Here is a 20711-nt window from a genome sequence, read left to right as displayed (position 1 = left end):
AAGAAGGGCGTTTTATGCAAGAAAAAGAGGGAATAAAATTTTGGAGTGAGACTCCTGAAGAGGTGCTTCAAGCTGTACAATCCAACACAAACGGTCTGGCTGCTGAGGAAGCAGCAGTAAGGTTGAAACAGCACGGTCAAAATACGCTAAAAGAACAGAAAAAAAATACGCAGCTTAAGGCCCTCCTCAGCCAGTTCAAAAATCCAATCATCCTCATTCTGCTTGTTGCAACAGGAATATCGGCTGCAACAGGGGAATGGATCGATGCGATGATAATCCTAGCCATCATTTTGGCGAGTGCGACTCTCAGTTTTTATCAGGAATATACCGCGGGAAATGTCATTGCGGAGCTCCGGGCGAAAGTGCAGGCAAAATCAGTCGTCCTTCGCGATGGCAAGCCAATCGAGATTGCATCAAAAGAGGTAGTTCCGGGCGATATCATCAAACTTTCAACCGGCAGCCTCATTGTCGCAGACGGCTTGATTCTGGAAAGCACGAATTTATTCGTCAACCAGTCCATCCTCACCGGAGAGTCCCAACCTTCCGAAAAGAAGCCGGACAAGGTCAGTGAAGACGCCAGTCTGGAGGAACGCACCAACTGTGTCTACACGGGCACAAGTGTACAGAGCGGAAATGCTAAGATGTTGGTTGTGGAAACGGGAGCAAGTACCGAATTCGGGCAAATCGCCGATAAGCTTTCTTTGCGCCCTCCGGAAACAGAATTTGAACGTGGCGTGCGACGATTCGGTTATTTATTGACTGAAATCATGCTTGTCCTTACCCTTGTCGTTTTCGCGATCAACGTCATCATGAACAGGCCAGCCATTGAAGCCCTGCTTTTCTCGGTTGCCCTTGCAGTTGGGATCACGCCGCAGCTTTTGCCGGCAATCATCAGCATCACCCTTTCGAAAGGATCCCGCATCATGGCGAAGGAGGGAGTCATCGTCCGCCGTTTGACTGCAATTGAAAACTTCGGTAGCATGGATATCCTCTGCACCGATAAAACCGGCACCTTGACGGAGGGGAACATCCGCCTTGATGGTGCGGCGGATGTTTCCGGGCAGCCTTCCGATGAAGTGTTCCGCCTGGCCTATTTGAACGCAAGCTTACAGACCGGTATGGCAAATACGCTGGACGAGGCCATCAGCGCATCCAAAAATGTGGATATCAGCACCGTCAAAAAGCAGGGGGAAATCCCTTTTGATTTCAACCGTGAACGCCTGAGCGTCATTGTTCAGGAGGACGGCCAGTGCACACTGATCGTGAAAGGGGCCTTGAACAGTGTGCTAACCATCTGCACGCGGGTAGAAATCGCTAGTTCCGAAAAGTCAATGGATGGACAGATTCAATCCGGCATCCAACAGCTTTACGAAGAGTGGAGCAGCCAAGGGATACGTATCATCGCGGTCGCCAAAAAGACAGTGGCCTCGAAGGGAAAGTATACAGTTGAAGATGAGAAGGAAATGGTACTGATGGGCTTTTTGCTCCTGTTTGACCATCCGAAAGCGGATGTTTCGCAGACCATTGTAGAATTGACGCGTAAAGGGGTCAGTCTGCGAATAATTACCGGGGATAATAAGCTGATCGCTTTGCACACTGCCGAGGCGGTAGGCCTGAAAGTTACGGGCGTACTGACCGGATCGGAACTGATGAGGCTGAGCGACGAAGCCTTGTGGGCTAAAATCGAAACCACTACGGTATTTGCTGAAGTGGATCCCAACCAGAAGGAACGGATCATCCTAGCCCTGAAAAAGAAAAATCATGTCGTGGGCTATATGGGTGATGGCATCAACGATGTGCCGGCACTGCACGCCGCAGACGTCAGCCTATCAGTGGACAACGCCGTTGATGTGGCCAAGGAATCCGCTGATTTCGTATTAATGGAAAAAAACTTGGAAGTGCTGAGCCGCGGTATTGTGTTGGGAAGGACGACCTTTGCCAATACTCTTAAATACATCCAAGTCACCACCAGCGCCAATTTCGGCAATATGTTCAGCATGGCGGGGGCATCCTTATTCTTACCGTTCCTGCCGCTGCTTCCCAAACAAATTCTCCTGATCAATTTTTTGAGCGATTTCCCTGCGATAACCATCGCCAATGATAGTGTGGATAAGGAAACAGTGGAAAAGCCGCTCAGATGGGATATCCATTTCATCCGTGATTTTATGTTTGTTTTCGGGCTGGTCAGTTCGGTTTTTGATTACTTGACGTTTGCCCTGCTGTTCATTGGATTTGATGCCAAGCACGGCCTGTTCCAGAGCAGTTGGTTCACTTTTTCAGTACTCACGGAATTGCTTGTGTTGTTGGTTATGCGCACGCATAAGCGGTTCTATAGGAGCAAACCCGCCCCAATCTTGCTGTATTCATCGATCGTTGTGGGCATCATCACTTTGCTGATCCCGTACCTGCCATTCCATCAATACCTAGGCATTGAACCGATCCAGCCACTGCTGTTGCTGTCTTTGTTCCTTATCCTAGGCCTGTACGTGATCGTCACAGAAGTCGCAAAACATTATTTTTATAAAGCAAAGGCGAAGCTGGAATCCAAGAAAACCATCAAATAAGTAGAGTAATTTCCAACGCGATGTAATCAGGGAGGCGGGATGAGCATGTTCGAAAATTTGTATTTTTTGCTCGGGATAGTAAACAGTTTACTTTTGATCACCATTTTTTTGCTTGTCAGCTATGCCAAAGCAACGCAAGTAGCGGTTGCGGGGAAAGTCTACTTGGCGTTGGCGGTCCCCGCAGTCATCGGAATCGCCTTGGCGCAACAGCAGCAGAAGCCGGTTCAGTACACGATATTCCTGGGCATTTTCCTGGCTTTCCTTATGTTGGAAGGCATCTATGACTTCGTTCTGAAGGTATCTTTCCGTGATAATTGGAAGTTATTGACGCCTTATCTGTTGCTGTATTGGTCGATGAATTACGGTTTCATCGTAATGACGTGGAAACATTCGGCATTGCAAGGCGGAATTCTGTTGGGTTTGTTCGTTATCCAGATCATCGCAAATATCCGCTCGCACACGAAGAACACGAAGTGATGAGCGGTGCAGAAATGCAAAATGAATGTCTGTAAGCAAAAGAAGCATAATGCCCAAAGTGAGGGTGTTATGCTTCTTTTTCGTGATTACTTCGGGATTTGGCTTCTTCCTGCACGAGTCCCAGAAAATAGTCAGAGGCTTTTGTAAACACCTGGTATTTCTTCCATACGAAATGAAGCCCGACCTCAAGCCGGGGTTCCAAGGGGCGGAAGCACAAATCGCTGCCCTCGCCGGTATGGATGATGCCATCCAAACACAACGCATAATGGCTGTTTTCTTCCACCAGTAGGGAGGCATTGTACAGAAGATTGTAGGTTGTGACGATGTTCAGACTGCGCTCATTCCCGCCTAGCCAGCCGGCGAGTTCATTTTTGACCATCATCTGGTTCGAACAGATGACCGGTTTACCCCTCAAATCCTTCGGAGTGATGCTTTCCAAAGCAGCCAGCGTACTGTCTTTCCTCAGCAGGATACCCCATCTGTCCTTTGTTGGCAGCTTGATAAAATCATATTTTGTCATGTTTGTCGGCTCCACGAGTACACCGAAATCGAGCAACCCTTTGTCCAACCGGTCCGTGACATCCTCAGCATTGCCGCTGAACAGGTGGAATTTGAGAAGCGGGTGATCCGATTGGGCTCTGCTGATTGCGCGCGCTATGATCCGCATGCCTTCGGATTCGCCGCCGCCGATGTAGATATCCCCACTCAATTCAGTGTCATCCGCGCGCATTTCCGACTCAGTTTTCTCCACTAGTTGGATGATTTCCTCAGCCCTTTTTCTGAGGAGCATACCTTCATCCGTCAAAATGATCTTGCGGTTGCCTCTGATGAACAGTTGCTTGCCGAACTCTTCCTCCAGTTCCTTCATTTGTCTGGAAAGGGTAGGCTGCGTAATATGTAAAAATTCTGCAGCTCCCGAAATGCTCTGTTCCCTAGCAATCGTCAAAAAATACTGCAACACTCTGAGTTCCATGTGATCAACTCCTTCAGCACTATTTTAGCGCTTCTTGCTATGCCTTTCAAGTATGACAAGTCATCTGATATAGGTATTTGATGTTCCTGCTGATCCGATGTATTCTATTCTCAAGAGGAGTGAGGCGAGTGGAAATAATTGAAGAAATGCTGATCACAAATCTGAAGGATGCCGGCTGCTGTGACAAAACAATCGCTGCTTTTCTGCAATTCCGCCAAATGAACGAACAGGCAAAACAGATGGATCTGCTGAAGAAACACAGGAACAGCTTATTGGATAAAATCCATGAGGATCAGAAAGCAATCGACTGCTTGGACTACTTGCTTTATAAACTAAAATAACAATAAAAATCAGGGGGAAAAGAATATGATCGGAACAATCGCAGGAATATTGACGACATTGTCATTCGTACCGCAGGTTATCAAAGTTTTGCAGACAAAGGACACGAAGGCCATTTCGCTGGGGATGTACCTCATGTCAGTGATAGGTATCTTCTTATGGATGGTGCATGGATACGTAATGGGGGACATGGCACTGTTGATCGCCAACCTCATCACTTTCTGCTTGGCCTTGGTCATTTTGATCGCCAAATTGAAATATAAATAAATATTTGGATCAGTTCACGCTGATCCTTTTTTGTTTTTTAACAAAGTCGATTATAATGGATGAGAGAGGCGGTGCAATCATGTTGGAAGAATTGGCGTTTGAAATTGCGAAAGAGGCGCATGCCGGACAGACGGATAAAGCCGGGCTTGATTATATTCTGCATCCGCAGCAAGTGGCTGCGATGGTGACGACGGATGAGGAGAAGGCAGTCGCGCTGTTGCATGACATCATTGAGGATACTGACGTGACGGCCATTGAATTGTTGGCTAAGGGCTTGCCGGACAATGTTGTCGAAGCTGTTAAGGCATTGACCAAAAAGGATAACCAAAACTACGCCGCATATTTGGTTGGTGTTAAAAAGAACCGGTTGGCCACTGCCGTAAAGCTGGCGGACCTGAAGCATAATTCGGATTTGAGCCGTTTGGAAAAGATTACCCAAAAGGATAGGGAGCGGGCAGAAAAATATCGTAAGGCAATTGAATACTTATCGGATGTAAAAGAACAATAATAAATGGACCAGTAATTCCTCGAATGGAGGATTTGCTGGTCCATTTTGCTTTATATGAGCGCTTGATCGCTAGAATTTGCTCGTTTCAGCGACAATCAACTTGATACATTCTTCGATGTTATGCAGTATCGGGTTGTCCGTCCGGTAGATCACTCTCGTCTTTATCTTCAACGATTCGACAGGCGTTGACAGGATGGTGACGCGCCCGGCCAGGATATCTTCTTTGATGACGTCTTCGGACAGGATGGCGATACCCGCGTCTTTCAGCAAGGCTTGGCGAATCATCTCGAGACTGTTGAAGGTCATCCGGTTTTGGTCGGACAGGCCATTTCTGTGCATGAACTCCTGCAGAAAGCTGCTGTAGGAGGATTCCGATTTATAGAACAGCAAGGGCGGCTGCAGATCGGGTTCTCGTCGCATGCGACTGGCCAAACCGGTTGAAGAGACCAAGTAAATGTTGTCTTCCCGGAGCAACCGGCCGCGTACGCCGATCGTCGTGTAATTTGCGCTCAGTATTCCGATATCGTATTGCTTATCGCGCACGCCTGAAAATATCAGCTTGGCGTTTTCGGCGGTGTTGATTTCGATTTCGATGTCAGGAAACCGCTCGTAGGCCTTTGCGAAAAACTCCGACAGGTTCATCTTCATGTAATTCAGATCCCCTACGATCCGCAACTTCCGCTTTTTTTCGGACAGATCCTGCATCGTATCCAGTGCATCTTCATACAGCCTGAATATTTGGGAGGAATACTCGAACAAGGCTTCCCCAGCTGCTGTCAAGAACAGTTTCCTGCCGGCTCGGATGAACAATGCCTGCCCCAAATCTGATTCCAACTTTTTGATTTGTTTGGTGATCGCCGGTTGGCTCAGTTCGAAATGCTGGGCGGTTTTGGAAAAACTCAAGTATGTCGCACAATAATGAAACGTTCGTAGATGTGATAACCCCATCGCAATCCCTCCGTGTCAGGTTGTTTACCATCCAGTATAACCTGAAGTTATGAAAAAAGGTTAGGTATGTAAGAAGGTCGTGAATCCTGTCAGGAAACATCACACCTTTAGGAAAAGCTGCAACTATTCAAATGTCATTTCCGATGCTTATGGGAATAGGAAGATATCGTTTTCAGCACTTTACATCAAGTGGTCGACACTGAAAATGTTTCTTATACTTTGAATCAGATAAGAGCAAAGCAAGGGTGGCAAATGCATCAAGTGAACGGAGGGAGCTTATGTACGTCGCAAACGGAACAGGCAGGCTTGAGAAGGTTTTGCTTTCAAAACCCAATCATGTCCATCAGGCAGAACAAATCAATGAAATTTCGAGGAATTGGAACCTGCAGAAGATAGATGAAGGGCGCATTCAAAAGGAGTTCCAAGCTCTTCATGCGTTATATGAAAGCTTGGGCATCTCCGTCGAGTTGATGGAAAAGGATGAAATACTTCCGCATGCCGTATTTGCCCGGGACTTTGGAGGCTGCGTGAACGAAGGCTACATCCTCGGGAAATTCAAAAATGACATTCGCTTGCCGGAAACAGCCGCCTACGAAGAGAAGATGGCCGAGTTGGGCGTTCCATTATTGGGGGAAGTGTTAGGGGTGGGCGTCTTTGAGGGCGGGGACTTTGCCTTCCTGGATGAACGGACGGTTGCCATCGGAATGCTGGATCGGACGAATGCGGAGGGATTCGTCCAGATTGCGGATATCCTGAAGCCGTTGGGTTATGAAGTGCATTCCGTTGAGATGGATCCGCGCTTCCTCCATTTGGATATGTGCTTTAACCTGGTTGCTCCCAAGGTGGCGATCGGCTATGCAGATTTGCCTGAATCTTTCGTCGCGTTGTTGAAGAAAATGGAAATCGAATTGATCACCGATGACGAACCTGCAATTTTCCAGCATGGCTACAATGTCCAGGCAATTGGACGTGACGAAGTGATTTCCCTGGCCCAGAATCGGGGCATCAATGAAAAAATGCGCAAGAAAGGGCTTACCGTACATGAAGTCGAGTTGACGGAGCTGCTGAAATTAGGGGGAGGCATCCATTGCATGACCTTTCCGTTGAGAAGATTAAACGCATAGGGGGAATCGATATGTATGAAAAAATCAAAAATCTGCCGCAACCGCAACAAATAGAAGCATTGGCAAAAGAGCTCGTTCAAATCCCGAGCGTGAACAGTTCGGCGCATGGCGAAGCGGACATCAGCAAAAGGGTGTTTGAAATCCTGTCGAGTTTCCCTTATTATCAGGAGCACCCCAACCTGGTCTGGGAGGCACCGCTGCTCAATGATTCATTGCAACGGAGCAATGTGTTCGCTTATTTCCCCAAAGCTGATTCGAAGAAGATCGTCCTGCTTCACGCCCATATCGATACGGTCGGCGTCGAGGACTTCGGAAAGCAGAAAGCAGATGCTTTTTCGCCAGATTGTTTGTTGCGTTTTTTTGAGAATTACGAAGCTGATGCCGAGCTTCAAAGGGATGCATCATCCGGAGAGTGGGCATTCGGGCGCGGTATGCTGGACATGAAGAGCGGGATGGCTGTGCATTTGGCGAACCTGCTGTATTATTCAATACATCCGGAACAGCTCCCATTTAACTTGTTGTTGATGGGGAATCCCGTGGAGGAGAACGATCATACCGGCGTCATTGCTTCTTTACCGGAACTGCTGGCGTTCAAGCGGAAGGGTTACGAATTCGTCATTGCGGTCAACACCGATTTTGTTTCGCCCCTGTACGAGGGGGACAGCACGCGCTATCTGTATACAGGTGCTGCTGGGAAAATCCTCCCTTGTTTTTATATCAAAGGCCGGGAAACGCATGTGGGCAACACGTTGCAGGGAATCGACCCGACGCTGTTGTCCAGTGCCATCAACTTGGCGATCAACACGAACCCCGACTTGTGCGAGCTGATCGATGACGAAGAAGTCCTGCCATCATCCGCTCTCCAGCAACGGGATTGCAAAGACTTCTACAATGTCCAAACAGCGAAAGTGGCGCATCTGTATTTCAATACTTTTCTCTACGAACGCTCCGTTACGGAAGTGCTGACGGTATTGCGCGGTGCAGCCGAGGAAGCCGTCCGGGAAGTGTCGGAAAAACTGGACGCCCGCCTTGCCGAATACCGCGCCAGAGTCGGTGTCCCGATCGGTACAATTGAGCATAAGGTGAAAGTCCTGTTTTTCGAGGATTACTTGCGGGAATGTTCGCAAAAGGGCGTCGATACGACTGCGATAATCGCAGACACGTTAAACAAATACGGCAGCGAGGACAAACGCGCTTTCGGATTTCGGCTGATCGACGCTTTGGAGCATGCGACAGGGGATGACAACGCCAAAGTGATCCTGTTCTTGGCACCGCCGTTTTGTCCGCATAATGGTATCGAACCGGACTCTTCAGTTGACCATGCCATTTCAGCTGCGATGGAAAAAATCGGTGAAGAGCACGGCCAAACATTCAAAAAACGACGCTTCTTTCCGTTCCTTTCCGACAGCAGCTACCTGTCCATGAGCGAAACAAAAGAGGAACTCCTGACATTGATCCAAAATTTTCCAGGCATGGAAAGCATTTATCCCTTCCCTACTGAAGATACCCAGGAGCTTTCAATTCCGGCCGTTAATCTGGGTGTGTTCGGAAAAGGGGCACACACTTGGAAGGAAAGGATCCACAAGCCCTATTCCTATGAAGTCCTGCCCAAACTGATCCGTGAAGTCATTTCGAATCTATCACATGAGGAGAAAGACCGTTCCGATAGTGATAAGCGATTATCCGAAACTGTTGGGAGGCCGTGATCTGACTTTGGAGATTGGTGTGCTTGCCGTTATTTTCTGAACCGCAAATGCCAGATCAATCCGATCAGGTGGGCCAAGTATATAATTATCAGTACGATGCGCAATAATGCACTGTCGGTCAGCAAAAAAGGGATTGCAAAGACAAAGAGCATCATCACGAACATCCGGATCATTCCTGGGTTCGTGATGTTTTTCTTTACTAACGGATCTTCGATATATTGCTTGTATTTTTCCGATTCGATGAATTGCTGATGCAAACGGTCCGAACTGCGGACCCAGAAAAAGCCAGTCAGAAGATAGAAGACAGTTGTAGGCAGGAACGGGAGGAACATGCCGAAAGTCCCGAGACCGAACGTCAAGAAACCCATGCCAATGTATAGGTATTTTTTCAAATGGATAGTCTCCTTCAAATCTGGAAAAAACCAGATAATTTTTGTTGCTTATAGTTAACAATATCTTCGTAATGAAAATTGTTTGTGATCTACTATTCAGATAGTATATTACATTTGCCGGAGCGTGTGTATTAGGGAAGTCCTGAGTTATCATCGAGAAGGAGCTATTATGAAAAATACATCTCTTGTAATTTTGGGTTTGCTGTTTGTCGTTTTTGGAATCAGTCTTCAAAACCGTATGGGACGACTATTCGATCTCCTTCCGTACGGTTTTTTAATTTTGAGCTGATTGCTATTATTACCATCATGCAAGCGTTTGTATATTTTGACAAACTTTTTCTTTCGTGCTATTATTACTTCGAAATCGAAATAAAAAAGGGAGGTGTTACGATGTCTACAACAGATCGCGATACTTTGAAGGCCCTTACTGTGTTATTTAAGTCATCTCAACATGTACAGGACAAACTGAAGAAAGATATGATGAAGCAGGGTTTGAATTTCTCCGAATTCGCCGTGATGGAATTGTTGTATCATAAAGGGGAGCAACCGATCCAAAACATCGGAAAGAAAGTCTTGCTTGCCAGTAGCAGTTTGACGTACGTTGTCGATAAATTAGAGAGCAAAGGGCTAGTGCAACGCATCCCATGTGCAACTGATCGCCGCGTTATTTTTACAGCCATTACCGAAGAAGGACGCAAATTGATGGACCGCATTTTCCCATTGCATGCGGCGTATATCGAAGAAATATTTTCTGTCCTTTCAGATAAAGAAGTAGAAACGTTCATCGACTTGGCCAAACGAGTAGGGCTCCATGCCGAAAACTTGGAGCATTGATCAGAATCCAACGTCAAAACATCAGGGACTGCCGCAGCATTGAGCTGGGAAGTCTCTTTTTTTGCGCTTTTTTATGCAAGAACCGTCACTTTTTCCGGATGCAATCCCTATACATATGGTAAAATAGGCAGTATCAGACAAAAAGGAAAGATGACAGTGAAAAATAAGAAAATAACCAAAACAAACGCGATGCGCATGTTGGATAAACAGAAGTGCGCTTACGCAGTCCACGAATACGCTTGGTCGGAGGACCACCTCGATGCGCTGACCGTCCTAGAAAAAATGAGTCAGGATGCCGGTGCGGTCTACAAAACCATTGTAGCAGTCGGCGATAAGACCGGCGTTGTCGTTGGGGTCATCCCAGCGCAGAATGAACTGGACCTGAAAGCTTTTGCGAAAGTCAGCGGCAATAAACGGATTGAAATGCTGCCTTTGAAGGATCTGGAAGCTACCACCGGGTATATCAGGGGCGGCTGTTCGCCGATCGGGATGAAAAAAGCATTCCCTACCTATTTGTCCCATCATATCCTTGATGAAAAGAGTGTGCTAGTGTCCGGTGGTAAACGCGGAACGCAGATCGAGCTCAGTCCTGCCGATTTGATGGCTGCAACACACGCTAAAATTGAAGAGATTACTCAAGAGAAAGATGAATGAAGCACGTTCCTCTTTGTCAACGAAAAAGGAGAACGTATCATGAAGAAATTGCACATCTACCATATCAACGATCTGCATTCGCATTTTGACAATTGGCCGAAGATCCGGCGGTTCTTGTTGGAGAAGAAAGCCTTTCATGAAAAGAACGGGGAAGAGGTTCTGCTCTTCGACATCGGCGATGCCTGCGACAGGGTGCACCCTTTGACGGAAGCCACCAACGGCAAAGCGAACATCGAATTGTTGAACCAAGTTCCTTTCGATGCTGTGACGATCGGCAACAATGAAGGAATCGGCAATGACAAGCGGCAATTGGACGAACTCTATGATGATGCCGAATTCCCGGTTGTGCTGGCTAATCTCTACGATCCGGAAACGGATGCCTTGCCGACTTGGGCGCAGCCGTATCTGATCAAGACTTTGTCCAGCGGCCTGAAGGTTGGGATCATCGGCTTGACGGCACCGCTCTATCTCAGCTATGTCCCGAACGGCTGGGACCCTAAGGAATCCGATGAAGTCCTACCGAAAATTTTGTTGAAAGTAGCGCCGTCTGTCGATTTGATCATCCTTTTGTCGCACGTCGGCATCATCGAGGATATCCATATCGGCGAAATGTACCGTTCCATTCCGATCATCATCGGAGCGCATACCCATCATGTGCTGCCTGAAGGCAAACATGTGGACGAGTCCCTGTTGTTGGGAGCGGGCAAGTTCGGGAAGTATATTGGTCATGTGACGGTCAGCTATGATTCCGACAGGATTTGGGATCGTAAAGCAGAATTGATCGAAGCAGGAGATCTTCCGGAAAAAAATGGCGATTCAGCGGAAGTCGAGGAACTGCAGCAACGTGGGGAGGAACTGTTGTCTTCCATTCCTATTGCTGACAGCCCGTCTCGGCTCAAAGCGGATGAAGGCCACATCAATGATTTGCTGTTGTTGGGATTGGACGCTGTGACCGAATATGCCGGTACGCCATTCGGCATTCTGAACTCCGGACTGTTCCTGGAAGATTTGCCGAAAGGAATCATCACCAAAAATCATCTGCATCAAATCCTACCGCATCCGATGCGCTTGCTGGAATGCACGCTGACTGGGCGGGATTTCAAAGCCATGATCGATGAAATGGAAGCGCAGCGCGAAGAACTGATGACTAAAGAAATCACCGGCATGGGTTTCCGGGGAAGGATTTTCGGGGAGCTCTGCTACCGCGGTTTCGAGGTCGATCCTGTCACGAACAGAGTGACGGTGGAAGGCAGGGAGCTATCCGATGAGGAGGACATCACCTTTGTGACGGTGGACCATTTCCGTTACATCACCTATTTCCCGACAATCGAAAACGAAGGCCGCAGCCGTCTATTGTTCCCGTATTTTCTGCGGGACGTGTTCGGTCTGCATTTAGAAGATAAATTTCCCATTATAAGAGAAAAGTGAGGTGCTATCGTGGATAAAAAGGAACTATTGGATGAATCGTTGAAAACACAAGTGGACTCGTTGCTGGAAACTATTGCGGATGATAGTGAGACGGAAACAAGCGACCGTAATGAAGAGGAAGAAATTGTAAAGTTATTGGACGATAAGCGTCTTTTGGTAGGTACCCAAGAATACGAATTGAGCATCAATCACCGTGAAGGTTTTGATCCTGAAGCGTTAGCCGGAAGGTATACGTCCATTTTGAGCAAGTATGATTATATCGTCGGGGATTGGGGTTATGATCAACTGCGCCTGAAAGGCTTTTACAGGAACAACAACAGCAAAGTCTCCCAAGACAAAAAAATCAGTTTTCTGGAGGATTATCTCTATGAATACTGCAATTTTGGCTGTGCCTATTTCGTAATCGAAAAAACGCGCGCCGAGAAAGAAAAAATCACAAAAACAAAGCGCAACCGCAAACGCAAAAACCGCGAAGCGAACAGAGAGGAATTGCCTGCTGATGCAACTGTCCAAACAGCTGCCCAGACTCCAACTCCCGCACCGGCTCAAACAAACAAAAATAAAGTAACGAAAATTGTCGAAAGACCGAGAAGCCAAGGGAAGAAAAAAGGATTCGTGATCAAAGATGTGAACGAAAAGGACTCCCAGCCAATCGATAAACCAAAAACGACAACAACCAGATCTGCTAAAGGCGAGAAAAAAAGTTTCCAAATCAAAAAGATTGAGCAGTGATCAGGAGGAGAACATCATCAAAAAGTATAAAGGTTATTTAATCGATTTGGACGGGACCGTATACAAAGGCGCCGAGCGCATCCCGACGGCGGAAATTTTTGTCAAAGAACTTCAGGATAAAAACATTCCGTTCCTGTTTGTCACGAACAATGCAACCAAGACCGCTACAGAAGTCAAAGAGAATCTGCTGCACAACTTTCAGATTGATGTGACTGAAGACCATATCTACACCAGCGCCATGGCAGCATTGGATCACTTGAAAGAATTGAACATTGGCAAAAAGGTTTTGGTCGTGGGTGAAGCCTCTTTGAAACAGGAAGTGCAATCTGCTGGCTTCGAAATGGTCGATAAAGATCCTGACTTTGTCCTGCAGGCGTTGGACCGCGGTGTTACGTATCAACAATTGGAGGCTGCTTGTTTGGCAATCCAAAAAGGCGCCACATTTGTTGCGACGAATCCAGACACTAATTTGCCGACAGAAAAAGGTTTTATTCCGGGAGCTGGTGCTTTGACTGCCTTTTTGAAGGCTTGTACCCAGAAAGAACCGCTGATCATCGGTAAACCATATCCAACTATCATGGCCGGCGCCATTAAACGGATGCAACTGGATAAGGAAGATGTCATCATGGTCGGGGATAATTATAATACGGATATCCTGGCTGGCGTCCATTATGGTGTGGACACGTTGATGGTCCTGACGGGATTCTCCCAACTGGTGGACATTGAAGGCAAGGATGAGCAACCAACCTACATCCTTAATGATCTGTCTGAGTGGGAAGTGTAGCGATGATACAGAAGCTGAAATATTTACTCGGGTATGTGGTCATTTTATTGCTCGTGCTGAGTGCGAACATCGCCTTCACTATCAACTTTACGCCGCTCTACAGCTTTGATATCGATTACTTGAATATCGAACAGATGACCGGGTTTTCGAAAGATGTCATTTTGGATAATTACCGCATCCTGATGCAGTATCTGAATTTGCCGTGGATCGCTGAATTGAAGATGCCTGATTTTCCGGCTTCCGAGAGCGGGCTTTTCCATTTCCATGAGGTGAAAAGGCTGTTTTTTCTGGATTATGCCATATTAGGAGTTTCAGCCGTTGCAAGCATATTTTTTTTACGGATGGTGAAAAAGGAGCAAGGATATTGGCGCATGCTGAATCCTTTGCGCTTGATGATCGCTGCACCATTAGTAGTTTTGACAGTGATATTTATGAATTTCAACCGTTTGTTTGTCGCGTTCCACGGCGTCTTCTTCAATAATGATGCCTGGATTTTTGATTCACGGACAGATCCGATCATCCTTGCCTTGCCACAGGACTTTTTCATGCACTGTTTTGTGCTGGTTTTTGTGCTGCTTGAATTAGTGCTTGTGCTTCTGTATTTCTGGGTGCGAAGGAAAGTCAAAATAACATAAAAATAAACCAGCTTGAGCTGCCATCTTGTTTGACGGCAATTCAAACTGGTTTTTGTTTTGACTGGGTGCTCCAACGTACGGGTGTCTAAACGCGAATCATCACACTCTTCCCAAACGTGTTCTGAATCCCAGAAATCTCTGCCTAAGCTGACTACCACACGCGGACAAAAAGCGTCCGCTTTGTGTTAGTCCTCTTAGTGCTCGATTTCTAGAGTGGGATTCATCACACTCTACTTCATTATGTCGCTTTTGTTTGGGTTGTCGTGGGCGATGCGACTGGCGGCGGCTGCGGCGATGGCGCCTACGATATCATCGAGGAAGGTGTGGCACTCTGAGTCGGATTTGTTGTTTAGTTTCTGCAGAATGCCGGGTTTTACTTTATCGATGTATCCGTAGTTTGTGAAGCCGATGGAGCCATATACGTTGACGATGGAGAGGGCAAGGATCTCATCGATACCGTAGAGCCCTTCGTCATTCAGGATGATATCTGCCAACGGCTGGGAGAGCTGCCCAGATTCGGCGAGCTTATCAATTTCAATACCAGTAATGATTGCGTTCTGAACTTCCCGTTTCAGGAACACGGCCTTAACGTTCTCAATGCATTCCTCCATACTCAGATTTTCTACGTAGGATTTTTGGAGATGCAAAACGAGGTCGGCGATATCCTCGACGCTCACACCGCGTTCCTTTATTAAAGCCACAGCCCTTGCATGCAACTCGCTGTCTGATTTGACCATATTAAGTCCTCCTGGATTCTTATTTGATACTTTTATTATAGAGGAATAGCCATTAAAAACAAAAGAAGAGGCCGCCTCGGGTTTGAGACGACCGTTCATAAAATCTAAAACAAGCTCGTGCTGTGCATAGGTTGCGCACGTGTGTTGGGATTGATGTACACCATCGCGTTGTTGACGGCTACAGGAGCTTCACCGAATCCCGTGGCAATCAGTTTTACTTTTCCGGAATAGGTACCGATGTCTCCAATGGCATACACTCCTGGGATGGTGGTCTCCATTTTCGAGTTTACGACGATGGCATTTCCTTGGACTTCGAATCCCCATTTTTTCATGCCACCAATGGATGATGAAAAGCCGTAATTAATCAAAAAGTCATCCACTTCCAAATCAAAAGTGCTTTCCTTGCGGGCTTCCTGAAGGGTTACGCTCGTCAAGAACTTCTCGTTTCCATTGACACTGACAGGAACGAAAGGCGTCATGATTTCGACGGACGACTCTTGCAATAAGTGGACGCTGTGCTCTTGGGCGCGAAATTGTGGGCGCCGATGGATCAGGTAGACCTTTTTAGCGATCGGTTCCAACGTTAGGGCCCAATCAACTGCCGAATCGCCACCACCGCAGATGGCGACGGTCTTATCGCGGAAACTCTCGATGTTATTCACGAAATAGTGAAGATTGGTGTTCTCGTACTTATCTGCGTGTTCTATTTCTAATTTTCTCGGCCGGAATGCGCCATTGCCCGCAGAAATGATCACTGCTTTCGAATAGTGGCGGTTTTTGGTCGTTTGGATTTCGAAGATGCCATCAGCATTTTTTTCGAGTTCAAAAGCTTCTTCGCCGAATACCAACTTCGTGTCGAAGCGGTCCATCTGCTCTTTCAGGTTTGTGACGAGGTCGCCACCGGAAATTGCAGGATAGCCTGCAATGTCATATATATTTTTTTCAGCATAAAGCATGCCGGGTTGGCCGCCTAGCTGGGGTAGCGCTTCTATGATTTTGACTTTGGCTTGCCTCAGTCCAGCGTAGAACGCCGTGAACATACCGACAGGTCCTCCGCCAATGATGGTGATATCGTATAAATCTTTATCTGTCAATTTTCTTCCTCCGTTGTTTCTGTTCCGGGCGAATGCATCACCCGGAGAGGTATCAGATCTGCTCATAGAACATTCTGACGATGAATGTCACAAAAATTCCGGTCAAAAGCCCGACAAATACTTCCGAAGGCTTGTGCCCAAGGTATTTTTTGACGGCCATTTCTTCAGGATAAATCTTCTCATCCTTTTCTTCGGCAACCAGTTCCTGTTCGTTCTTAGGGAACTTAAGCGACAAGCGGGTCAGTTCTTTGATGGCGTCGATGAGGACGATGCCTTGCTCACCGCTCTGACGACGTACGCCCATCGAGTCGAACATGACGATGACACCGAAAGTCGTAGCGATAGCTACATAACCGGATCCGATGCCGTATTGCAGAATGAGTGCCGTTATCAACGAACTGACGGCAGCCGAGTGGGAACTGGGCATCCCACCTGTAGTCGTAACAATCGACAAGGAAGTTTTCTTGTCTTTTGAAAAAATTGCAATCGGATATTTTAAAGCTTGGGTGAACATGATAGCTGCCAGGGAACAAATTAAAGGGAAATTCTCGAAAATCATCATTATTTTTCATCCTTCACTTAAATAGCTACTTTTCAATTATGATAACATGAATCGATACTTACATCCTAATGAAAAAGAAAAAATGGCCTGAATTTTCATTTTTGGATAATCGGTGGATTAATCTTTTGCATATTGTGGTAAAATGTAAAAAAAAGGAGGATGAATAATGAGTTTATTTCCACAATTACAACCAACAGATAACGATAAGAAAGTCATTATGAAAACAAATAAAGGGGATATCACTATCCGTTTGTTCCCTGATTTGGCGCCAAAAACAGTTGAAAACTTTTTGGGTTTGGCTGAAAGTGGCTATTATGACGGCATCATTTTCCACCGAGTCATTAATGACTTCATGATCCAAGGCGGCGATCCTACAGGAACTGGTATGGGCGGATCAAGTGTTTGGGGGGATTCTTTTGAAGATGAATTCTCGACGAGTCTTTTCAACTTGAATGGTGCGTTGTCGATGGCGAATGCTGGCCCGAACACAAACGGAAGCCAATTTTTCATCGTTACCGCTAAAGAAGTGCCTATGACAATGCTAGCTCAATTGGAAGCTGGCGGATGGCCTAAAGAAATCATCGATGCTTATGCTGCAAACGGCGGAACACCGTGGTTGGATCAAAAACATACCGTATTCGGGCAAGTGGAAGCTGGGATGGACACAGTCTATGCTATCGAAGGCGTGAAAAAAGGCGCTCAAGACAAACCTGTTGAAGACGTTGTCATCGAGAGCATCACGATTTTATAATAGTATAGAAGGGGGGCACAAAAAATGCCCCTTTTTCTTCATGGATAAGATTATCTTGTTTCTGCCACTCCTAACACTACTGGAGTGTTTTCAAGGTAGTAATCGCTATGACGCCGCCTAAGAGTTGCTTCTGATCAAAGTTGCATCAGAAATTCTATCCTTTCATCTGGGCACGTGGTATAATTATATGGTACTGTGAGGGGAATTATGAATGAAAATGGAATACAAAATCGGAGACATAATTGAAGGAAATGTGACGGGTATCCAATCATATGGCGTTTTCATTTCATTAGACAAGAATACGCAAGGCCTGATCCATATATCCGAATGCAGGCATGGGTATGTGACGAATCTTGACGAATTCATTCAAATCGACGATGAAGTGGAAGCCAAAATCATAGATATCGATGAGTACACAGGGAAAATCAGCCTGTCTCTAAGAGCTATGGAAAAGTTGGCGACACCTTGTTACCCGGCAAAAAGAAAGAAAAGAAAAAGAAGATACTTACCGCAGATTGGTTTTGAGACCTTGAAAGAAATGATGCCTACCTGGATCGAAGAGGCCAAAGAGGACGAGAAAGTCAGAAAATCGACAGGGAATAATCCTGTCTTTACGACTTCCAGTGAAAGGGGACATTCATTATGATAAAAGAGAACATAGTGGCAGGTACTATTATGGTTACTAATGAGGCGGAGGAAACTTACTTTCTGGTCAATACAGAAAACGAATCTTACAGCCTACCTAGTGTTAACTTATCCGAGGGTGGAAAATCCCCTTTAGGATCTATAATGGAAGTCTTGCTGGCGCATGTTGGCATTGAATCTGAGTCTTTGCGATTGCTTGACTTGACGAACATGAGAGTAAATGGCAAAAATATGCCTTTATTTGTTTTCGATTCATTAGAAAAACCTTCCGATTTGGACAGCTTACTGAACGAACCAGGCAAGTTCGCATGGAAAAAATCTTCGGAAATCTCGGAAATACTTACTGACTTGGAATTGGACAGCGTACCTATTTACCATTAAGGTGCCGTATTTCATATCAGTAATCATTTTATAAAAACAAATTAGGAGGATATTAAATGTCACACATTCAATTTGATTACTCTAAAGCTTTGGAATTTTTTGCGCAACACGAATTGGACTACATCCAGTACCAAGTAACAGCGGCTGACAAAGCGCTTCGTGAAGGTACAGGCCCAGGGAGCGACTTCACTGGCTGGATCGATCTTCCTAAAGATTATGACAAAGAAGAATTCGCGCGCATCAAAGCGGCAGCGAAAAAAATCCAATCCGATTCAGAAGTTTTGGTTGTTATCGGTATCGGAGGTTCTTATTTAGGAGCTCGTGCTGCAATTGATTTCCTGAACAACACTTTCTACAACGTTCAGACAACTGCAGACCGCAAAACGCCACAAATTTTCTTTGCAGGAAACAGCATCAGCTCAACTTATTTAGCTGACTTGATCGAAGTGATCGGGGATCGTGATTTCTCAGTGAACATGATTTCAAAATCAGGTACAACAACTGAACCGGCGATTGCTTTCCGCGTCTTCAAAGAATTGTTGATCAAAAAATATGGTAAAGAAGAAGCTGTAAAACGCATTTACTCTACCACAGACAAAGCAAGAGGCGCAGCGAAGCATGAAGCTGACATGGAAGGATACGAAACTTTCGTAATTCCTGATGATGTTGGTGGACGTTTCACTGTATTGACACCAGTTGGCCTTCTTCCGATCGCTGTCAGCGGAGCTGATATCGATGCGTTGATGCAAGGTGCTGCTGATGCCCGTGAAACATACATGAATCCTGATTTGACAACTAACGTAGCTTACCAATACGCAGCTATCCGCAACATCCTTTACCGTAAAGGCAAAGTGACTGAAATCCTAGCTAACTATGAACCCGGAATGCAATATCTGTCAGAATGGTGGAAACAACTGTTCGGCGAATCCGAAGGTAAAGACCAAAAAGGTATTTATCCAACAAGCGCGAACTTCTCGACTGATTTGCACTCAATCGGCCAATCCATCCAAGATGGACAAAGAAATATCTTTGAGACAGTCGTTAAAGTTTCGAATCCACGCAAAACGATCCAAATTCCTTTAAGCGCAGAAGACTTGGACGGTTTAGGCTACTTAGAAGGCAAAGATGTTGATTTCGTAAATACAAAAGCTTACCAAGGAACATTATTGGCTCATACAGACGGCGGCGTACCAAACTTGTTGGTTACTATGCCTGCAATGGATGCTTATTCATTAGGCTATCTTGTATACTTCTTCGAAATCGCAGTAGGTATCTCTGGTTACCTGAATGGCGTGAATCCATTCGACCAACCAGGTGTAGAAGCCTACAAGAAAAACATGTTTGCGCTTCTTGGCAAACCTGGATTCGAAGAATTGGCTAAGGAATTAAACGATAGACTATAAGCTACAAATTGCTTGAAGCGGACGATTCGTTGTCCGCTTTTTTTGTGCCAAAATATATAAAGTGCATTAAGCGTAGCGGCATTCCAGAGGAAGGACGGTGTATTGAACTGGGATTTCCGACGGGAATGACTTTGCAGGAGCTGAGCAATCCCTAGCATTTATTTTTTTAAATAGCGCATCGGATAAAAATGATGCATACATAATAATGCTGATGCAATGCTGTTGACAAGGCTTACATTTTTGTGGTAAAGTTTAGTTCCTCGGTAATCCGATGTGTTTTATTCTGAAATCTGTTTGACACAGGTTTGAAATGATGATAGTATTATGAAGTTGTCTTTTGTAAGGCAACGGCAAGATAAGATTCATTGTTGACAGCAAAATAAAACGATGTTATCATATGAAAGTTGCTGATTCATCCCGACAGACAGTTTGAAAATTAATTTTAAAAACTGTTGACAAGGTGAGGCGACCGTGATAATATAAATAAGCAATCACGTAACACGTGATACACGATTGACCTTTGAAAACTGAATAAAGAATGAACGAACCAAATGTGCAAGGAGCTTAGACTTCGGTCGAAGCAAACGAAGACGATACTTTGTATCGCAAACATAAAGTCAGCAAAAAATTAAGAGCAATCAGCTTAACGTGTAGGATTTCTGTACAAGAGTCCACATTTACATGAGAGTTTGATCCTGGCTCAGGACGAACGCTGGCGGCGTGCCTAATACATGCAAGTCGAACGGTCTTTTCTATGGAAGCTTGCTTCCACT

General features: G+C 45.9%; 23 protein-coding genes and 1 rRNA gene. 18 read left to right on the top strand and 6 right to left on the bottom strand.

What is annotated here, in order from left to right; genetic code table 11:
- Positions 1-14: 14 nt before the first annotated feature.
- Together mgtA and BLV66_RS12385 are read left to right on the top strand one after the other, a co-directional pair.
- Positions 15-2564, top strand: coding sequence for a magnesium-translocating P-type ATPase (gene mgtA / locus BLV66_RS12390; RefSeq protein WP_086986452.1), 2550 nt, complete (start codon positions 15-17; stop codon positions 2562-2564).
- A 45-nt stretch (positions 2565-2609) separates the two neighbouring features.
- Positions 2610-3041: a hypothetical protein gene (locus BLV66_RS12385; protein ID WP_086986453.1), complete on the top strand. Its 432-nt coding sequence runs from the start codon at positions 2610-2612 to the stop codon at positions 3039-3041.
- A 67-nt stretch (positions 3042-3108) separates the two neighbouring features.
- On the opposite strand, the gene BLV66_RS12380 is transcribed toward BLV66_RS12385, so the two are convergent.
- Positions 3109-4014: a LysR family transcriptional regulator gene (locus BLV66_RS12380; protein WP_086986454.1), complete on the bottom strand. Its 906-nt coding sequence runs from the start codon at positions 4012-4014 to the stop codon at positions 3109-3111.
- A 128-nt stretch (positions 4015-4142) separates the two neighbouring features.
- Here BLV66_RS12380 and BLV66_RS12375 point away from each other — a divergent pair, with 128 nt between their 5' ends.
- The 3 genes from BLV66_RS12375 to BLV66_RS12365 all read left to right on the top strand — a co-directional run bounded on the left by BLV66_RS12375 (position 4143) and on the right by BLV66_RS12365 (position 5128).
- A complete protein-coding gene (locus tag BLV66_RS12375; RefSeq protein WP_218131851.1) occupies positions 4143-4355 on the top strand; it encodes a hypothetical protein in 213 nt (70 codons plus the stop codon).
- Between the two features lie 25 nt (positions 4356-4380).
- On the top strand, positions 4381-4620 hold the full coding sequence (locus BLV66_RS12370) for a SemiSWEET family sugar transporter (RefSeq protein ID WP_086986456.1): 240 nt from the start codon (positions 4381-4383) through the stop codon (positions 4618-4620).
- 79 nt (positions 4621-4699) lie between these two features.
- Positions 4700-5128 (top strand): HD domain-containing protein, encoded by a 429-nt coding sequence (locus tag BLV66_RS12365; protein WP_086986457.1) that lies wholly within the window; start codon positions 4700-4702, stop codon positions 5126-5128.
- 69 nt (positions 5129-5197) lie between these two features.
- Here BLV66_RS12365 and BLV66_RS12360 read toward each other — a convergent pair whose 3' ends face one another.
- A complete protein-coding gene (locus BLV66_RS12360) occupies positions 5198-6076 on the bottom strand; it encodes a LysR family transcriptional regulator (RefSeq protein ID WP_086986458.1) in 879 nt (292 codons plus the stop codon).
- A 278-nt stretch (positions 6077-6354) separates the two neighbouring features.
- On the opposite strand from BLV66_RS12360, the gene BLV66_RS12355 reads away from it, so the two are divergent.
- Positions 6355-7200, top strand: coding sequence for a dimethylarginine dimethylaminohydrolase family protein (locus BLV66_RS12355; protein WP_086986459.1), 846 nt, complete (start codon positions 6355-6357; stop codon positions 7198-7200).
- 11 nt (positions 7201-7211) lie between these two features.
- Positions 7212-8906, top strand: a complete 1695-nt coding sequence (locus BLV66_RS12350; RefSeq protein ID WP_086986460.1) for a peptidase M20 — start codon at positions 7212-7214, stop codon at positions 8904-8906.
- Positions 8907-8935: 29 nt separating this feature from the next.
- Here the strand turns inward: BLV66_RS12350 and BLV66_RS12345 are convergent, their stop codons facing one another.
- Entirely contained in the window at positions 8936-9298 is a 363-nt protein-coding gene (locus BLV66_RS12345; protein ID WP_086986461.1) for a YbaN family protein, read from the bottom strand.
- Positions 9299-9688: 390 nt separating this feature from the next.
- Here BLV66_RS12345 and BLV66_RS12340 point away from each other — a divergent pair, with 390 nt between their 5' ends.
- From BLV66_RS12340 to BLV66_RS12315, 6 genes are all read left to right on the top strand, one after another.
- Positions 9689-10132 (top strand): MarR family winged helix-turn-helix transcriptional regulator, encoded by a 444-nt coding sequence (locus tag BLV66_RS12340; RefSeq protein WP_086986462.1) that lies wholly within the window; start codon positions 9689-9691, stop codon positions 10130-10132.
- Between the two features lie 150 nt (positions 10133-10282).
- The gene (gene ybaK / locus BLV66_RS12335) at positions 10283-10786 is read left to right on the top strand and encodes a Cys-tRNA(Pro) deacylase (protein WP_086986940.1); all 504 of its coding nucleotides are present in this window, start codon (positions 10283-10285) and stop codon (positions 10784-10786) included.
- Between the two features lie 39 nt (positions 10787-10825).
- Positions 10826-12214 carry a bifunctional metallophosphatase/5'-nucleotidase gene (locus tag BLV66_RS12330; RefSeq protein ID WP_086986463.1) on the top strand — a complete coding sequence of 463 codons (1389 nt, stop codon included), beginning with the start codon at positions 10826-10828 and terminating at the stop codon, positions 12212-12214.
- 9 nt (positions 12215-12223) lie between these two features.
- Positions 12224-12946: a YutD family protein gene (locus tag BLV66_RS12325; protein ID WP_245826694.1), complete on the top strand. Its 723-nt coding sequence runs from the start codon at positions 12224-12226 to the stop codon at positions 12944-12946.
- Positions 12936-13730 carry a TIGR01457 family HAD-type hydrolase gene (locus BLV66_RS12320; protein WP_245826695.1) on the top strand — a complete coding sequence of 265 codons (795 nt, stop codon included), beginning with the start codon at positions 12936-12938 and terminating at the stop codon, positions 13728-13730. The genes BLV66_RS12325 and BLV66_RS12320 overlap by 11 nt, the downstream gene beginning before the upstream one ends.
- Positions 13731-13732: 2 nt before the next feature.
- The gene (locus BLV66_RS12315; protein ID WP_086986464.1) at positions 13733-14365 is read left to right on the top strand and encodes a TIGR01906 family membrane protein; all 633 of its coding nucleotides are present in this window, start codon (positions 13733-13735) and stop codon (positions 14363-14365) included.
- A gap of 230 nt (positions 14366-14595) precedes the next feature.
- On the opposite strand, the gene BLV66_RS12310 is transcribed toward BLV66_RS12315, so the two are convergent.
- The 3 genes from BLV66_RS12310 to BLV66_RS12300 form a co-directional block, all read right to left on the bottom strand.
- The gene (locus BLV66_RS12310) at positions 14596-15102 is read right to left on the bottom strand and encodes a phosphatidylglycerophosphatase A family protein (protein ID WP_086986465.1); all 507 of its coding nucleotides are present in this window, start codon (positions 15100-15102) and stop codon (positions 14596-14598) included.
- A gap of 104 nt (positions 15103-15206) precedes the next feature.
- Positions 15207-16196, bottom strand: coding sequence for an NAD(P)/FAD-dependent oxidoreductase (locus BLV66_RS12305; protein WP_086986466.1), 990 nt, complete (start codon positions 16194-16196; stop codon positions 15207-15209).
- A 52-nt stretch (positions 16197-16248) separates the two neighbouring features.
- Complete coding sequence (locus BLV66_RS12300) at positions 16249-16758, bottom strand: divergent PAP2 family protein (RefSeq protein ID WP_086986467.1); 510 nt, start codon at positions 16756-16758, stop codon at positions 16249-16251.
- Positions 16759-16924: 166 nt separating this feature from the next.
- Between BLV66_RS12300 and BLV66_RS12295 the strand changes: the two genes are divergently transcribed.
- The 5 genes from BLV66_RS12295 to BLV66_RS12275 form a co-directional block, all read left to right on the top strand.
- Positions 16925-17509: a peptidylprolyl isomerase gene (locus BLV66_RS12295; RefSeq protein ID WP_086986468.1), complete on the top strand. Its 585-nt coding sequence runs from the start codon at positions 16925-16927 to the stop codon at positions 17507-17509.
- A 211-nt stretch (positions 17510-17720) separates the two neighbouring features.
- The gene (locus BLV66_RS12290; protein WP_245826696.1) at positions 17721-18155 is read left to right on the top strand and encodes a CvfD/Ygs/GSP13 family RNA-binding post-transcriptional regulator; all 435 of its coding nucleotides are present in this window, start codon (positions 17721-17723) and stop codon (positions 18153-18155) included.
- The gene (locus BLV66_RS12285) at positions 18152-18535 is read left to right on the top strand and encodes a hypothetical protein (RefSeq protein WP_086986469.1); all 384 of its coding nucleotides are present in this window, start codon (positions 18152-18154) and stop codon (positions 18533-18535) included. Before BLV66_RS12290 ends, BLV66_RS12285 begins: the two co-directional genes overlap by 4 nt.
- A 56-nt stretch (positions 18536-18591) precedes the next feature.
- Positions 18592-19938, top strand: coding sequence for a glucose-6-phosphate isomerase (locus BLV66_RS12280; RefSeq protein ID WP_086986470.1), 1347 nt, complete (start codon positions 18592-18594; stop codon positions 19936-19938).
- A gap of 677 nt (positions 19939-20615) precedes the next feature.
- A 16S ribosomal RNA gene (locus BLV66_RS12275) occupies positions 20616-20711 on the top strand; the annotation flags it as partial.

Source organism: Trichococcus collinsii (assembly GCF_900107505.1).
Classification (GTDB): domain Bacteria; phylum Bacillota; class Bacilli; order Lactobacillales; family Aerococcaceae; genus Trichococcus; species Trichococcus collinsii.
Note: the sequence above shows the minus strand (reverse complement) of the source record. Positions and strands in the feature narration are given on the sequence as shown.

What these genes read in the sequence shown, in the direction of transcription:
- mgtA (WP_086986452.1), top strand. Translation starts at nt 15, where the DNA reads ATGCAAGAAAAAGAGGGAATAAAATTTTGGAGTGAGACTCCTGAAGAG.
- BLV66_RS12385 (WP_086986453.1), top strand. Translation starts at nt 2,610, where the DNA reads ATGTTCGAAAATTTGTATTTTTTGCTCGGGATAGTAAACAGTTTACTT.
- BLV66_RS12380 (WP_086986454.1), bottom strand. Translation starts at nt 4,014, where the DNA reads ATGGAACTCAGAGTGTTGCAGTATTTTTTGACGATTGCTAGGGAACAG.
- BLV66_RS12370 (WP_086986456.1), top strand. Translation starts at nt 4,381, where the DNA reads ATGATCGGAACAATCGCAGGAATATTGACGACATTGTCATTCGTACCG.
- BLV66_RS12365 (WP_086986457.1), top strand. Translation starts at nt 4,700, where the DNA reads ATGTTGGAAGAATTGGCGTTTGAAATTGCGAAAGAGGCGCATGCCGGA.
- BLV66_RS12360 (WP_086986458.1), bottom strand. Translation starts at nt 6,076, where the DNA reads ATGGGGTTATCACATCTACGAACGTTTCATTATTGTGCGACATACTTG.
- BLV66_RS12355 (WP_086986459.1), top strand. Translation starts at nt 6,355, where the DNA reads ATGTACGTCGCAAACGGAACAGGCAGGCTTGAGAAGGTTTTGCTTTCA.
- BLV66_RS12350 (WP_086986460.1), top strand. Translation starts at nt 7,212, where the DNA reads ATGTATGAAAAAATCAAAAATCTGCCGCAACCGCAACAAATAGAAGCA.
- BLV66_RS12340 (WP_086986462.1), top strand. Translation starts at nt 9,689, where the DNA reads ATGTCTACAACAGATCGCGATACTTTGAAGGCCCTTACTGTGTTATTT.
- ybaK (WP_086986940.1), top strand. Translation starts at nt 10,283, where the DNA reads ATGACAGTGAAAAATAAGAAAATAACCAAAACAAACGCGATGCGCATG.
- BLV66_RS12330 (WP_086986463.1), top strand. Translation starts at nt 10,826, where the DNA reads ATGAAGAAATTGCACATCTACCATATCAACGATCTGCATTCGCATTTT.
- BLV66_RS12315 (WP_086986464.1), top strand. Translation starts at nt 13,733, where the DNA reads ATGATACAGAAGCTGAAATATTTACTCGGGTATGTGGTCATTTTATTG.
- BLV66_RS12310 (WP_086986465.1), bottom strand. Translation starts at nt 15,102, where the DNA reads ATGGTCAAATCAGACAGCGAGTTGCATGCAAGGGCTGTGGCTTTAATA.
- BLV66_RS12300 (WP_086986467.1), bottom strand. Translation starts at nt 16,758, where the DNA reads ATGATGATTTTCGAGAATTTCCCTTTAATTTGTTCCCTGGCAGCTATC.
- BLV66_RS12295 (WP_086986468.1), top strand. Translation starts at nt 16,925, where the DNA reads ATGAGTTTATTTCCACAATTACAACCAACAGATAACGATAAGAAAGTC.
- BLV66_RS12290 (WP_245826696.1), top strand. Translation starts at nt 17,721, where the DNA reads ATGAAAATGGAATACAAAATCGGAGACATAATTGAAGGAAATGTGACG.
- BLV66_RS12285 (WP_086986469.1), top strand. Translation starts at nt 18,152, where the DNA reads ATGATAAAAGAGAACATAGTGGCAGGTACTATTATGGTTACTAATGAG.
- BLV66_RS12280 (WP_086986470.1), top strand. Translation starts at nt 18,592, where the DNA reads ATGTCACACATTCAATTTGATTACTCTAAAGCTTTGGAATTTTTTGCG.